Genomic DNA, 13,229 nt, shown 5'->3' with positions numbered 1-13,229 from the left:
ACACTAGGCTATTTAACGCCTGTGGAATTCAAGAATAGGTCCTTATAAAGGTTGTCCAGTTTTGTGTTGACATTCCACGGTTAACCCTTTTACCAATTGACATATCGAAAAATCCAGATATATAATTACTCCTATGGAACTTATTGATGTATTCAAAGCGTTATCAAACGAAACAAGACTCAATATCCTAGAGTGGTTAAAGGAACCCGAGAAACATTTCCCAAAACAAGGCGCTCACCTACCAAAGGAGGTAAGTTATAAAGGGGGAGTTTGTGTTGGGGATATTCAAGAAAAGGCTAAAGTTTCTCAATCTACGGTTTCTAGCTACTTAAATATGATGCAAAAAGCTGGTCTACTTGAATCAATTCGACATGGTCAATGGACTTACTACAGACGAAATGAAGAATTTATTCAACAATTAGCTAATTATTTTAAAACAGAGATCTAGTAAATGTTGATTTCTGTTTTTTTATCAACTTATATATCTATATATCTAGATATACAATTATATGAAAAAGGAGATATATCCCTATGCGATTTATATCTTATATACTTGCACTATTGGCAGGGGCAGCCCTTAGCTTTGAAGGAGCTATCTATGCAGAATTAGGAAAAACAATTGGACAAATCGAAACAAGTTTTTATAACTTCTTTATGGGTTCGATAATCATGGGATTATTGTTACTCTTTTTTGGGAAAGGGAAGCTTTCCTATACATTTGAAGCGCCTAAATGGTCATTACTTGGAGGAGCATTAGGTGTTATTTATTTAACATCGATTGTTGTCAGTGTCCCATTCGTTGGTGTCGGTATAACAATGGTTGCTGTCATTATCGGACAACTAATAATGAGTATGGTGATTGAACATTTCGGTTGGTTAGGCAGCAAAAAAACAATGATTAATAAAGAAAAGATATTTGCGGTTATATCAATGATTATTGCACTTATTTTAATCAACTAGGAGGACTAATGATGGGGATATTTATGATTTTATTTACATTGATTGGCGGAATCACATTAAGTGCCCAATCGTCTATCAACGGGACATTTAGTCGGAAAGCTGGGACAATTGAAACAACATTTCTAACCTTTTTAACGGGAACAATGTTTCTTACGATTTTCATTTTATTTTTCGGTGGCGGAAATGTGCTTGCACTTTTTGATGTGCCAAAATGGCAATTAAGTGCCGCATTATTAGGCACTATGTATCTACTATTAACGGTTATGGCAGTCCCTAGAATTGGCGTTATTGCAACGAATATTGCTGGAATAGCTGGTCAACTTGTGATTGGCGTAGTCATTGATCATTTTGGATGGTTTAATAGTTTAGTCATTGAATTTGATACGAAACGTATTTTTGCATTATTATTTATGATTCTTTCTCTTTATTTTATCTATAAAGGGAATAAACGCTCAAAGGAAATACTGAATACACAATAATACTATTCACTTTTTGGCAATCCTCCCTTTAAGAGGATTGCTGATTAAGTACCTCACACTTAACATTTACCAGAGCGGTTGTTTTAAAAAAGTTTCTAAATCCAATTTTAAATTTTCCTTTACTTCTTCATTTTCACAGTATGTTGCAAAGGTTAAATATCCAATTCGAATATATAAAAAGAACACAATTCATTTTTAGAATTGCGCTCAATGGTTAGTTGATTCTTCTACTATAAAATACTTTTTCTCTACTCTATTTTCCGTTATCTCCAAAAGGTTGAACAATCTGCTTTATCTAAAATATTAAAATCAATCATTTTTTCAAGTAATGCGTAATCAATTGGGCTATTCCACGGGAATCGAACGAGACCTTTCGTATGACTATATCCAGCCTGCACAATCTCATTAGTAAAATGAGTAATCCCTGCCTCTTCAGGGGCAACAGCTAAATGATGTTTCGCTACACTAAAGCCAATAATATATGTACCATGGTCGGTAAACATAGGCTGCTTCCATTTAACTACTGGCGTTAAATTTGGATATTTCTCACTTACCCAGCTTAAAACTTCTTCTGTTCGTTCCCGATGTTGCATATTTTCGATTTTCTCTAAAAATTCTGCGAATACTTCCATATTTTCTCCTCCTAGAATAGAAATAATATATTTTAAGCTTATACTGAAAAATTAAAATTTCCTATAAGTTTAATACAATAACCCTCATTTTAGATATTTATTATTTTATTTAACCCCTTATTAATGGAGTGATATGTAGTTTACTTCCTATATCTTTTATAATTGCCGTTTACATCAGAGCAATTTTAAACCAAACCTATTTTTTCACTGCACAACATTTCTATCATTTTCTCGAGGGAAGTAGACGAATATTTATCTTTCCGGTAAATAAAAATCGTTTTCACTTTTCCAAATTGTTCAGGGATATCGTGTTGGACAAGCACTCCTTCATTCACATGTTTAGCTACTACACTACGAGGAAGTAAACTGATACCTAGCCCTGCAGATACACAACCAATTATTCCATCAAGAGTTCCAAACTCCATTATTTTTTCTGGTATCACCCCTTCATGGTGTAACCATTTTTCAAATCTTGCTCTGTAAGAACAACCATTTCGAAATACTAATATCGTTCTATTTTGTATCTCTTTTAACGAAGTTAAAGGTTGATGGAACGTATCCGTTACAAGGACCAACTCTTCTTCTATAAAAGTTTGAAAAGACAATTCCGGATGTTCAATAGGACCTGCAACAAAGGCGCCATCCAATTCATATTGTAAAACACTTTGTACATTTTGCTCTGTTGGACCAGTTTTTAATGTAAGATCAACATCCGGATACTCACGATGAAACTTTGAAAGCAAAGCAGGTAAACGAACTGCCGCAGTTGTTTCCATTGAACCGATCGTTAGTGGTCCCTTTGGTACTCCATTATCATTCATTACTTCTTTTACCTCTGCTAAAAGTTGAAAGATTTTATCTGTATAAACAAGTAATACTTTCCCTTTATCCGTAAGAGTCGTTCCTCGATTGTGTCGATAAAATAACGTCGTTTGAAGATCACCTTCCAATTGTTGAATTTTTGCTGTGAGATTGGACTGGGCATAATTTAGTTCCTTCGCCGCCTTTGATATACTACCTGACGCTGCAACAGCTCGAAAGAATTTTAACGATTGGATATCCATCGTCATCCCCCTTTTTTGATATATAAATTAATGATGACTTCATATCAATTTTATGTATTATACCATATATCAAAAAACAGATATGATAATGATAGAAATAAAAAACAAAACGAGGGGGTGAAACATTTGAAGAAGCATCTAATTTTATTTTTAGTTGGAGGAATTTTCTCATTAATGATTGCAATGGGGATTGGAAGATTTGCTTATACACCTATCCTACCACTCATGCAAAATGACCTTTCATTTTCAGACACAGTAGCAGGCTACCTTGCATCGAGTAATTATGCTGGATACTTGGCTGGTGCAATATTAGCAGGAGTACTTCCGTTGAAAAAACATAAAACCAATTTTTTAAGAGTTAGTCTTATTATCAGTGTACTGAGCACCTTCGCTATGGGACTTTCCCACTCTTATGTTTTAATGCTTATCCTTCGTTTCGTTTCTGGAATCGCCAGTTCATTCATTTTTGTTATCGCATCTAGTATTGTATTAGATAAATTATCTTCTACCGGTAAAACAAATTGGTCAGGCATTTTTTATTCGGGTGTTGGGTTTGGGATCTTTTTTTCAACCCTTTTCATTCCAAGTTTTAACGATTTGTTTGGGTGGGAAGGAGTATGGATTGGTTTAGCCATTGTAAGTATAGTTCTTACGCTCTTTGTATGGATGTGGCTAAAGGATTCTCAAAACATATTGGTAAAAATAGTAAAACAAGATGAAAAAATACTAGTACCTCCCCTAAAATGGTTTACATGGTTAATGATTGCCTATGGCTTAGAAGGTTTAGGTTATATCGTAACAGGAACATTCATTGTATCGATTGCAGAAAATTCACCACAATTTAAAATGGACTCATCTCTCGTTTGGGTAGTTGTAGGGTTAGGTGCGATTCCTTCCTGTATACTTTGGTCCACATTTGCTAAAAAGCAAGGTTTTGTAAAATCACTAGTTTTTTCTATGATTTTGCAAGCTATCGGAATTGCCCTACCTGTTTTTTGGACATCTCAAATTAGTCTAATTATTAGCGCCTTATTATTTGGCGCAACATTTATGGGAATCACTACCCTTGCAACTACTTTAGCTCGTCAAATGAATCCTGCGAATAGCAGTCGAGTCATTAGTTATTTAACAGCTATTTATGCAATTGGCCAAATGATTGGTCCGACTATCGCTGGCGTTTTAACGTCATTCACTCAAAGTTATAATGCTGCTTTGATAGGAGCAGCTGGTGTTGTGTTCATTGGAGCATTATTTCTTATAAGTGGGATTCGATTTGATCGGAGACTACACATAGAAACTTCAGCTATAAAATAAGAAGGAAAAGGGGAAATTTTGATGCCATACGTGAATATTAAAATTACGAATGAAAACGTTACACCTGAAAAGAAAGCAGCCCTTATTAAAGGAGCGACTCAATTACTTGTTGATGTTTTAGATAAAAATCCTAACACAACAGTCGTTGTCATTGATGAAGTTGATACGGATAATTGGGGAATTGCTGGAGAATCGATAACGGTTCGAAGAAAAAATGGTCAGTAAATAAAAGGATAACAACGAATTGAAATTCAATGTTAAAGCAAAAAGGAAGACTCTTCTAATCATCTTTCCTTTTTGCTTTTTTCATTGTCTTCTTTTAATCATTTTACTTCTACCAAACCGTATTGCTCGATATTTACACCAATAGTTTATTTAGGCGTATAACAAAATAACTTGTTAATTTACCTTTGTAAATTTTAAAAAATGGTGGATGAAATAAAGTTATTAATCCCGATTCTGACGTTGACTTTCCTTTATTGTTTTAACCATAGCTAAAAAGAAAATAATTACAAATATCCATAAATTCGATGATGGATAACATTTTTTTCCATACTCTTCATTTTCATTCAATTATATAATAAATTTTCAAATTATTTTTAAAATTAATCGAAATATTTTTTTATAACATGTTACATTCGAAATGTACCGAAGAATATGGATAGAAGGGATGGAATGGAACGTAATGAAATTTAAAATCGAAACTTTTCCAAACTATCGTATTGCTTATATGCGACGAGTTGGTCAATACGGTTCTGCTAATATGGAAGTAATGGAGAAGTTAAAAAAATGGGCGAAGGAGAATAATCTTCTTAATTCTGCAATTTTGTTTGCAATTCCACTCGATAACCCAGAAACAACACCACCTAATCAGTGCAGATTCGATGCTTGCATTGTCATTCCAAATGATTTTCAAGTAGATGATTCAGTTCTTGAAAGGGAACTATCTGGGGGTCAGTATTATGTTTACGAAGTAAAACATACAACAGAAGAAATTCAAAAAGCATATCCGGCTATTTTTCAACATTTACAAAATAACAATTTCCAAATCGATCATAAACCAATTATGGAAAAGTACATTAGTGATATGATTAGTTACCCTTATTGTGAAATATGTGTACCTATTAAACAGTGATATGGTTTAATTTGTTGATAAGGTTATTTCTACATTACTTCAATTACAAACGAATAAAAGAAAAATAAAAAGGATTGAGTCCGGTTTAATACCGAATTCAATCCTCTAAACTCTACTTATAGAATGTTCTCATTTATTTGATTACTTCAATTTAAGGAAGCTTTTATGGAAAATATATTAAGATCATCAAGTTATTTAATTTTCCAAAAGTGATAGACATTAAGAGAGTTAATTTTTACAACAATCCAAGTCGTATTAGACTTAGTAATACATTACAATTAAACTAATCCTCCCAATAAAAAATCGCATCCATCACTAAATATTCTCTAGGTTCCCGATAAATTGTTGCTATTTCCGTTTGAAAAGATAAAGGTTGATTTAATTCTTTAGCCTCTAAAAGCTCATAATCAAACTCTTCCAAAACTTGTTTCAAGTTTTCTGCAATTGTTTGGAAATCTTTACTTATTTTTAATCGATGTGGACCACTAAGTAAAGTCCCATGTGCTCCACCAACTACTTCGTTTGTTTCGGTACGTATTGTTTTATATCTGTCATCTTCACCCATAATTGCAACAGGTGCTAAACGACAAATATCAATAATGATCCCATCTGTCCTTATCTCTCGATGCCCATATTTCTCTTCAACAACTTTAACATCCTCTTTCCGATAACAAAATAATTCAACAAAGGAAGCGTATCCACTTCCAAAATGATTCCACTCTGCTTCACATTCTAAATTCGGAATACGGTTTATTCGATGAAATAATCGCCGAATATGTGCTTCTATTTCTTGGTCATCATTTATACTATAGGGGAACTTATTCCCAACACTTTTCCCAGCAATTAAGTCTTGTAATTGTTCATTATTAAACATACATAAAACTCCTCTCCCTTTTAGTTTAAATGGAAATTAAATCTAAAATCCCCTTAAGTCTCCTACGTTTGATATTTAATAAACAACTTTAAACAATACTCGTAATTTTTTTAGATATAAATTTCACATTTTCCAAGACCATCTCTGGATGAAGTTCTGGAATCATATGTCCGATGTCTGGAATGATATTTAAAGTGGCATGGGGAATATCCTCTTTTAATCGCCGCGCTTGATCAATCACCCCAAATGGATCATTTTCTCCCACTGCAATTACTGTAGGAACTGTAATTTTTTTATATTCTTCACATAAGTTTTTAGAGGTTTCAGGGAATACAAGCACATCCTCCCTATTTGCTCTAAAATGACTTGGACGGAATCCGATTGCATATAGCTCTTTTGCATACTTTTCTGGTACCTGCTCCGGAGCAAAAGTTTGCTTGGCCATTGAGAAAGCCATACTTTTTGCTAAAGGTGTTTTAAGTAATAAATTTAAAATCATACTTCCTAAAAAAGGTGTTGTAACGAACTTTGATAACAGGTCACCATTCTCTGCAGCGTATCCCTCTTTATACATTGCTCCTGCCAATATCACAATTCCAGCAACTTCCTTTGGAAATTGTAGAGCATAGGAAAGGGTCATCGTACCGCTCCAAGAATGGCCAACTAATATGATTGGTTCATTGATTTCAAGTTCTTTTAACGCTTTATGAATAATGAAGCTTGCGTAATGGGAGTAATTTTTCTTTTTTTAGGCCTTTCACTATATCCATAACTAGGTCTATCAAAGGCAATTGCATGATAACCTTGCTGAGCTGCCATTTGAACGGTTTCTTTATAATCACTGCTAGAGAGTATTCCCCCATGTAGAAATACAACTGGTTGACCGGTACCTTCTGAAATATAATGTAACTTTATATCATCATCTACTATTATAAATTTCCCAACCGGCTCATATAATTTTTCTGCCTTTTTAAATTGCCACTGTTTATAAAAGAACAGTATACCAATTCCAACAATCACCATTAATATTATCGAGACAGCTATCAATTCATCCTTTCTTTTTACTTTTTTTACGTTGATTTCAAGTAAAAGTTGCATTATTTCATATAAAAATCAATAAAAAATAGACTAAGAACGTCTTACCTATAAAAATATTCCTTAAAAAAATAAAACCTTAATTTTTCCCGCTATGAGGAAAAACTAAGGTTTTGTAAGTTGAAATAATTTTTATTTATGAAGATACCAATTCTCCCCATTTTGAAAGAATATTCTATCCTGCGCTTCCTTACTGACAGTTTCTTTAATTAATTGTATATCATCATATGAAAATCGATATTTCGCTCGAGTTGATGGTAAATCACTACCAAATATAAGAGAGTTTGGATTTTCTCTATATAATATTGTAATTAATTCTCTAATTTCATCTCGTTCATAACCTACCCGACCAAAACCCGTTAATCGAATCGGAACGTCTGCGTTCACAATTTTTTTCAACTTATCCATAGAACATTTTTGCATCCCTAAATGATCGATGGATACTTTTGGCAAGGTGAAAATTAATTCTTCAAGATCTTTATCAATCGTTTGTAAATTAAGATAGAGTTCTGTCTTCCAATTACATAACTTATATACTCGCTCTGAAAGCTCTTTAATTTCTTTCGGTGATGCAGATAACCCTCTATATAAGTTAAATCTTATTCCCTTTATTCCGATGTCATTTAATTTTAAAATCTCTTCATTGGTCGTATCAAATGGTAGTTGTGTAATACCTACAAAATGATTTCCTAATTCTGAAATGGCATCCGCAAAATAATCTTGATGATATCCTTGAAAGGAACCTGATACAATGGCTCCCCCAGTTACTTCAATGGACATTTCTTCTAAATCTTTTAAATAATTATTCACTGTATAAAAATCTGGGACAAATCCTTGATTTTCAACAAGTGGAAATTTTGGATCAATAATATGAAAATGAGAGTCAAATATTTTTTGCATAGCTACCCCCTATAATATAAACATTAAAATCACCGTTGCAACAATCGCAAATCCTAATCCTAAAGGCGTTGCTTTATAAAGTAAATCATTATAAAATTTCTTAGATTCTTCTTCACTCAACCCACTATTCCCAAGAATCAAACTACCGCCTGTAGAAAATGGTGCTAACGCTGTTGATTGGGCACCGATAATAATAGCAACTGCAATAAGCGATGCACTATAACCTGTTGGGGCGATTATTCCTGCAATCATTGGGAACATAAGCGGCGCAACAACACCTAACGTACTACTAAAGATTGACATAATTCCCGCAATAATTGTGACAGCAATAGGAACAATAAAGGACGGCATATTATTAATCATAGAAGCTAATAAATCAATTGTACCTGCTTCAACAGCTACATCAATTAACATTCCTACCCCAGAAACTAGCCATAGCGTACTCCAAGGAATTCTTGCCATTACCTCTTTTGGTTGATCCCCAGCTAATTTTAATATGTATGCTGCGATTGCGAACACAACTGCCAGCAAAGTAATATCCGTACGTGAGTTAATAAACTGAATTGTTTCGTTTTCTGGCATAAAAGTAGCGAGCATCGGTATTCCAAGTACAATTACCATAAGAAGCACTATAAGAAAAATATTAACTTTTTGCTTTTTTGAAAACCTTTCTGGCTTTTCAATATTCAGTTCAGCAATTTTGCCATTTTTTCTATCAAAAAACATAAGGATTAACATGATAAATATTGGATAAATAAATGAAACAACAAAAATATCCCTTGTTAGTAAATTCGCCTGTTCAGCAAGAGCGGTTTCACTAATCAATGAATTAAAGAGTACGCCATGGGCACTATACATAAAATTCGCACCAGAAAGGGACCCTAATGAGACTGCAAAGGAAGCATGTAATTTATTCATTCCTGATGATTTACATAAGGCCATCGCAATCGCACCCATTACTGCCACAGAAGTAAAGAAACCAGCACCCATTCCAGAAACTAATGCCGTCACAAAATACAAAATTAATGGCAGCCATTGAGTATGTTTTTGAAATTTATAAAGTAATAAATGGGCAATTTTTTCTAAAGTACCATTTACAACTGCAAAATTAAAGAATAGCGCTAAAGTAAAAATAACTAAAAATAATTTTGTTGGGAACGTTGCCAATAAATCATTTATAGACATTCCTAAAACAAAACAACCAATAATATAAGCAAACGCTAAAGCTACTAATCCCGTATTTATATCAAGCTTTTCACCTAAATAAATCGCAATGATAATTGCTAGTATAATTAAAATAGAATAGAACATAGTTACCTCCTTCGTATATATCGCATATATGTAGTTTATGGATTTTTTTACTATGAAAAATGGTATTTAATATTGAGTTATAAATTTTTAAATAGATTCGTCCATATGCAATATTGATATTCGGCTTGTATAAACATCAATGGAAGCACTTACAAAATAGAATAAACTAAAAAACACCACCTCTTAACAATTCATTTTTTTATTCTAAACTTAAGACTGATTTGTATTTGTACATGTCTCCACGATAGGAAGAAGCACCAGTTAAAACACACTCATCTTTTACTTTTAAATCAACACTTCTATATAAAATTGGAGAGCCAACGGAAACACCAAGGACGGTTGAAATCTCTTCATTAGCAAGAACTGCTTCGATTTCAATTTCCCCTTCGGTAAGAGACATATCAAACTTATTTAAAAATAAATGGGAAAAAGAATAATTCACATACTCTTCATCGGTAATCTGTTCACCATACTTTTTTAAAAGATACCGATTATCGATAACAATCGGAATACCTTCTGAAAGTCGTAACCTTTTTACTTGATAAACTTCCTCTCCAGGTTTCACCCCCAGTTTCACATCGATACCTTCTGGACATGGTACGGATCCACGAAACAGCAACTTGACATGAAAATTTTTTAAATACCAACCTCGAAAAAAAGTATCCAATTTGGCAATATCTGTTTTTAATTTGTCCTTTCGAACAATAAAAGTACCTTTCCCTTGAATGCGTTGCAAAAGACCTTCCTCTACAAGTAATTGAACTGCCTGACGAATTGTCATACGAGAGACATTAAACATATTGATGAGTTCATCATCACTTAAAAATCTTTCTTTTCCTTCTTTGTACATTTCATCTACTTTTTTTCTTAATCGTTCAGCAATTTGGACGTATTTTGGAATATGAGGATTATAATTACTCATCTCGACCCTCCGAGGTTCATTTTTAATAAGCTACCGACATTTCATCTATACATCTAGATGACTTGTTTTTTATTTTATAGTACGAAATGTTAAGCGTCAACAATGTATTCTGAATTTTCAATTCCCTAATCTATAAACGATGTAAAGATTAAAAGACGATTCTTCTATTCGAAGATCGCCTTCAGATAATTTTCCTTGTATCAATCTAGATTCTGTTCAAGATAGATCTATTGTTTATTTCCTGTACTTCCCGCAATTGCTTGAACAGCAAATTTCAACGCTTTCATTCTTCTTTCTAAAAGTGTTCTTTGCGGACTTCCAACTTTTGATTTAGCATAGATTTTCTCCATGGATGGAAATAAACTAGTAAGAACATCATGGGCTTCATCTAAATCCTCATTGGAAAAATGATGATTTCTATGATTCCAAACATTTTCTAGTATTGCTAAACCTATGTTCACAGCCTTTAGTCGCTTTTTTACTAAGGTGGTATTTTTGCCATTATGGCTCATCTGGGACAAGGCATTTTCCAGTTTACGGAGTGTCGATTGTAAAGATTTGATTGATTCTATTCGATCAACATTCGATACGTTTTCCATAATAGCATCGTCCTTTCTTGTTTACATTATAGTGATTTCACCACATAAAAACGGAACACAATTTTCCATTTAAAATTGTGTTCTTTTTTTGATGTGTTCAAGCATCTCACTTTTTCCTACGTTCCAGGGATCTAGAGTAACCAAAACATTCTCTAAAAAGTTTTCTACCAATATATTGATGAAAATTATTGTATCGATCACGGTAAAATTCATTCCAATAGCTAATCATTCTGTTATAGCTTTTACAAAATTCCTCTATATTTTCCATACAAAATCTCTTTATCTTCTCTGTATCTTGTTCTTTCAGAATAACATACGTCATTTCTAGTATTTCAATGATGTATTCATCACATATTTTTACAATATAAGGAATAGCCCACTCTTCATAATCCATTAAAAGCAATGAATGTAAATGTTTTTGTCGAACATAACCATCACAATTTCTTGAATAAATGCAATGTAAAATCATTTTTTGTTGTTCGGTTAAATTGTCTATATATTGATTAGAATTATCTTTGAAATAAAGACGATAAGGAATGTTAACCACATAATCATCTTGAATGTATTCTATAGTTTCTAGTAATTCATTAGAGAGATTATGGTAAGTCTTCTTTGGAAGCAGTCGAATTACTTCCATAACATCATCTCTCAAACTAATTGGAAATCCGTATTGTAACATATTTCACATCCTACTTCACAAATTAGTCTACTATTGCTCCATTGAACTTTCATCTATGTATATTTTATCAATCTATACCCTATGTCACCATATAAACAGCACTTTTTTCACTATGTACTCTTAACTTAGTAAGCATTCTAATTTATTCTGGATTTTGAACTATTTCATTACATAATGAAACCCCATCCTATAAATAGAACGGGGTAACAAAGTTTACTGTAAAATTAACTTTATTATTGTTGAATAATTTGAATCAAATTTCCACACGTATCATCAAAAATTGCTATTGTCATATCACCCATTTTTGTAGGCTCCATTATAAATTTCACGCCTAAATTAAGTAATCGTTCGTACTCATTTTGAATATCGTCTACCCCAAACATAGTTACAGGTATCCCTTCTTCGAATAGCTTTTTTTGGTACTCTTTAGCAGCTGGATGTTGATTCGGTTCGAGTAACAGTTCTGTACCTTCTTGTCCTTCAGGAGAAACAAGGGTAAGCCATCTATATTCTCCAGTAGGAACGTCATGTTTTTTTATAAATCCTAGTGTCTCCGTGTAAAATTTTAACGCCTTCTCTTGGTCTTCAACAAATATACTAGTAACAATGATTTTCATATATCTTTTCCTCCTCGAATAGATAGTGTGTTTCGTGAGTCCCAAACAGTTTGTGATGAACCAAATATTTCGACTCATTCATTTCATATTTATTTAAACGTTATTCTTACTCTATCCATCCTTTTAATATATCTTTAAGAGGTTCATTATTGAACACAAGTACTCGATACTTCCCCTTTCGTTTTGAAAATACTAGTCCTGCATCCTCCAATATAGATAGATGTTTAGCAATGCCTTGACGGGAAATGTTAACGTTATGCTTCATAATGAGCCTCGCTGTAAGTTCATACAACGTCATCTCGTTACGTTCTGATAATTCATCTAATATGAGCCTTCGAGTCGAATCGGCAAGTGCTTTGAATATTATATCTGTTTTACTATCCATAGTTCGATAATACGCAACTTTTAGGTTGCACGTCAAGTATAAGCAACTTTTTAGTTGCTTGATAGCAAAATGATTTTTTATAACTATACTACAAGTTACCTTCATATTGAGTTTTATGATCTCCCTCATTTGCTATACTTATTGACCCAAATAAAAAAACGCAATTCTAATTTTTAGAAATGCGCCTATTGTGTATGGCAAAATAAAAATGCAGAGCTTTGCAAAGGAAAAATGCAGAGTCCTTCACTAATTTTGTGCAAAAA

General features: G+C 33.0%; 18 protein-coding genes. 6 read left to right on the top strand and 12 right to left on the bottom strand.

Features of this window, described 5'->3' with window-relative positions; translation table 11 throughout:
• Positions 1 to 133: 133 nt before the first annotated feature.
• From ACH0B5_RS16755 to ACH0B5_RS16745, 3 genes are all read left to right on the top strand, one after another.
• Positions 134 to 448 (top strand): ArsR/SmtB family transcription factor, encoded by a 315-nt coding sequence (locus ACH0B5_RS16755; protein ID WP_122973665.1) that lies wholly within the window; start codon positions 134 to 136, stop codon positions 446 to 448.
• A gap of 83 nt (positions 449 to 531) precedes the next feature.
• Positions 532 to 960 (top strand): DMT family transporter, encoded by a 429-nt coding sequence (locus ACH0B5_RS16750; RefSeq protein WP_406928165.1) that lies wholly within the window; start codon positions 532 to 534, stop codon positions 958 to 960.
• Between the two features lie 11 nt (positions 961 to 971).
• A complete protein-coding gene (locus tag ACH0B5_RS16745) occupies positions 972 to 1,439 on the top strand; it encodes a DMT family transporter (protein ID WP_341362057.1) in 468 nt (155 codons plus the stop codon).
• 263 nt (positions 1,440 to 1,702) lie between these two features.
• Here ACH0B5_RS16745 and ACH0B5_RS16740 read toward each other — a convergent pair whose 3' ends face one another.
• Complete coding sequence (locus ACH0B5_RS16740; protein WP_122973662.1) at positions 1,703 to 2,071, bottom strand: iron chaperone; 369 nt, start codon at positions 2,069 to 2,071, stop codon at positions 1,703 to 1,705.
• A 185-nt stretch (positions 2,072 to 2,256) separates the two neighbouring features.
• Positions 2,257 to 3,135 carry a LysR family transcriptional regulator gene (locus tag ACH0B5_RS16735; protein ID WP_406928164.1) on the bottom strand — a complete coding sequence of 293 codons (879 nt, stop codon included), beginning with the start codon at positions 3,133 to 3,135 and terminating at the stop codon, positions 2,257 to 2,259.
• 126 nt (positions 3,136 to 3,261) lie between these two features.
• Between ACH0B5_RS16735 and ACH0B5_RS16730 the strand changes: the two genes are divergently transcribed.
• The 3 genes from ACH0B5_RS16730 (at position 3,262) to ACH0B5_RS16720 (ending at position 5,584) form a co-directional block, all read left to right on the top strand.
• Positions 3,262 to 4,449 carry a YbfB/YjiJ family MFS transporter gene (locus ACH0B5_RS16730; protein ID WP_406928163.1) on the top strand — a complete coding sequence of 396 codons (1,188 nt, stop codon included), beginning with the start codon at positions 3,262 to 3,264 and terminating at the stop codon, positions 4,447 to 4,449.
• A 21-nt stretch (positions 4,450 to 4,470) separates the two neighbouring features.
• Positions 4,471 to 4,674 (top strand): tautomerase family protein, encoded by a 204-nt coding sequence (locus ACH0B5_RS16725; RefSeq protein WP_122973660.1) that lies wholly within the window; start codon positions 4,471 to 4,473, stop codon positions 4,672 to 4,674.
• A gap of 460 nt (positions 4,675 to 5,134) precedes the next feature.
• Positions 5,135 to 5,584 carry an AraC family transcriptional regulator gene (locus tag ACH0B5_RS16720; RefSeq protein WP_406928162.1) on the top strand — a complete coding sequence of 150 codons (450 nt, stop codon included), beginning with the start codon at positions 5,135 to 5,137 and terminating at the stop codon, positions 5,582 to 5,584.
• 283 nt (positions 5,585 to 5,867) lie between these two features.
• On the opposite strand, the gene ACH0B5_RS16715 is transcribed toward ACH0B5_RS16720, so the two are convergent.
• The 10 genes from ACH0B5_RS16715 to ACH0B5_RS16670 all read right to left on the bottom strand — a co-directional run bounded on the left by ACH0B5_RS16715 (position 5,868) and on the right by ACH0B5_RS16670 (position 12,966).
• A complete protein-coding gene (locus ACH0B5_RS16715; protein WP_406928161.1) occupies positions 5,868 to 6,458 on the bottom strand; it encodes a hypothetical protein in 591 nt (196 codons plus the stop codon).
• 88 nt (positions 6,459 to 6,546) lie between these two features.
• Complete coding sequence (locus ACH0B5_RS16710) at positions 6,547 to 7,128, bottom strand: alpha/beta fold hydrolase (RefSeq protein ID WP_406928167.1); 582 nt, start codon at positions 7,126 to 7,128, stop codon at positions 6,547 to 6,549.
• Between the two features lie 26 nt (positions 7,129 to 7,154).
• Positions 7,155 to 7,505, bottom strand: coding sequence for an alpha/beta fold hydrolase (locus ACH0B5_RS16705; RefSeq protein ID WP_406928160.1), 351 nt, complete (start codon positions 7,503 to 7,505; stop codon positions 7,155 to 7,157).
• A 180-nt stretch (positions 7,506 to 7,685) separates the two neighbouring features.
• Positions 7,686 to 8,453, bottom strand: a complete 768-nt coding sequence (locus tag ACH0B5_RS16700; protein WP_406928159.1) for an amidohydrolase family protein — start codon at positions 8,451 to 8,453, stop codon at positions 7,686 to 7,688.
• Between the two features lie 9 nt (positions 8,454 to 8,462).
• A complete protein-coding gene (locus ACH0B5_RS16695; protein ID WP_406928158.1) occupies positions 8,463 to 9,764 on the bottom strand; it encodes an SLC13 family permease in 1,302 nt (433 codons plus the stop codon).
• A gap of 199 nt (positions 9,765 to 9,963) precedes the next feature.
• Positions 9,964 to 10,686, bottom strand: a complete 723-nt coding sequence (locus tag ACH0B5_RS16690; protein WP_406928157.1) for a GntR family transcriptional regulator — start codon at positions 10,684 to 10,686, stop codon at positions 9,964 to 9,966.
• A 227-nt stretch (positions 10,687 to 10,913) separates the two neighbouring features.
• Positions 10,914 to 11,285: a hypothetical protein gene (locus ACH0B5_RS16685; protein WP_406928156.1), complete on the bottom strand. Its 372-nt coding sequence runs from the start codon at positions 11,283 to 11,285 to the stop codon at positions 10,914 to 10,916.
• A 106-nt stretch (positions 11,286 to 11,391) separates the two neighbouring features.
• The gene (locus tag ACH0B5_RS16680; protein ID WP_406928155.1) at positions 11,392 to 11,964 is read right to left on the bottom strand and encodes a hypothetical protein; all 573 of its coding nucleotides are present in this window, start codon (positions 11,962 to 11,964) and stop codon (positions 11,392 to 11,394) included.
• Positions 11,965 to 12,197: 233 nt separating this feature from the next.
• Positions 12,198 to 12,581 carry a VOC family protein gene (locus tag ACH0B5_RS16675; RefSeq protein ID WP_406928154.1) on the bottom strand — a complete coding sequence of 128 codons (384 nt, stop codon included), beginning with the start codon at positions 12,579 to 12,581 and terminating at the stop codon, positions 12,198 to 12,200.
• Between the two features lie 106 nt (positions 12,582 to 12,687).
• The gene (locus ACH0B5_RS16670) at positions 12,688 to 12,966 is read right to left on the bottom strand and encodes an ArsR/SmtB family transcription factor (protein ID WP_406928166.1); all 279 of its coding nucleotides are present in this window, start codon (positions 12,964 to 12,966) and stop codon (positions 12,688 to 12,690) included.
• Positions 12,967 to 13,229 lie beyond the last annotated feature (263 nt).

It is taken from the genome of Ureibacillus sp. 179-F W5.1 NHS, from assembly GCF_045369345.1.
Classification (GTDB): Bacteria; Bacillota; Bacilli; order Bacillales_A; family Planococcaceae; genus Ureibacillus; species Ureibacillus halotolerans.
This window is presented reverse-complemented; position numbering and strand designations above follow the sequence as displayed.

Bases quoted from the DNA above. Each gene is read 5' to 3' on its own strand.
- ACH0B5_RS16675 (WP_406928154.1), bottom strand. From the start codon at position 12,581: ATGAAAATCATTGTTACTAGTATATTTGTTGAAGACCAAGAGAAGGCG.
- ACH0B5_RS16725 (WP_122973660.1), top strand. From the start codon at position 4,471: ATGCCATACGTGAATATTAAAATTACGAATGAAAACGTTACACCTGAA.
- ACH0B5_RS16715 (WP_406928161.1), bottom strand. From the start codon at position 6,458: ATGTTTAATAATGAACAATTACAAGACTTAATTGCTGGGAAAAGTGTT.
- ACH0B5_RS16670 (WP_406928166.1), bottom strand. From the start codon at position 12,966: ATGGATAGTAAAACAGATATAATATTCAAAGCACTTGCCGATTCGACT.
- ACH0B5_RS16735 (WP_406928164.1), bottom strand. From the start codon at position 3,135: ATGGATATCCAATCGTTAAAATTCTTTCGAGCTGTTGCAGCGTCAGGT.
- ACH0B5_RS16690 (WP_406928157.1), bottom strand. From the start codon at position 10,686: ATGAGTAATTATAATCCTCATATTCCAAAATACGTCCAAATTGCTGAA.
- ACH0B5_RS16740 (WP_122973662.1), bottom strand. From the start codon at position 2,071: ATGGAAGTATTCGCAGAATTTTTAGAGAAAATCGAAAATATGCAACAT.
- ACH0B5_RS16750 (WP_406928165.1), top strand. From the start codon at position 532: ATGCGATTTATATCTTATATACTTGCACTATTGGCAGGGGCAGCCCTT.
- ACH0B5_RS16700 (WP_406928159.1), bottom strand. From the start codon at position 8,453: ATGCAAAAAATATTTGACTCTCATTTTCATATTATTGATCCAAAATTT.
- ACH0B5_RS16680 (WP_406928155.1), bottom strand. From the start codon at position 11,964: ATGTTACAATACGGATTTCCAATTAGTTTGAGAGATGATGTTATGGAA.
- ACH0B5_RS16685 (WP_406928156.1), bottom strand. From the start codon at position 11,285: ATGGAAAACGTATCGAATGTTGATCGAATAGAATCAATCAAATCTTTA.
- ACH0B5_RS16755 (WP_122973665.1), top strand. From the start codon at position 134: ATGGAACTTATTGATGTATTCAAAGCGTTATCAAACGAAACAAGACTC.
- ACH0B5_RS16745 (WP_341362057.1), top strand. From the start codon at position 972: ATGGGGATATTTATGATTTTATTTACATTGATTGGCGGAATCACATTA.
- ACH0B5_RS16720 (WP_406928162.1), top strand. From the start codon at position 5,135: ATGAAATTTAAAATCGAAACTTTTCCAAACTATCGTATTGCTTATATG.
- ACH0B5_RS16695 (WP_406928158.1), bottom strand. From the start codon at position 9,764: ATGTTCTATTCTATTTTAATTATACTAGCAATTATCATTGCGATTTAT.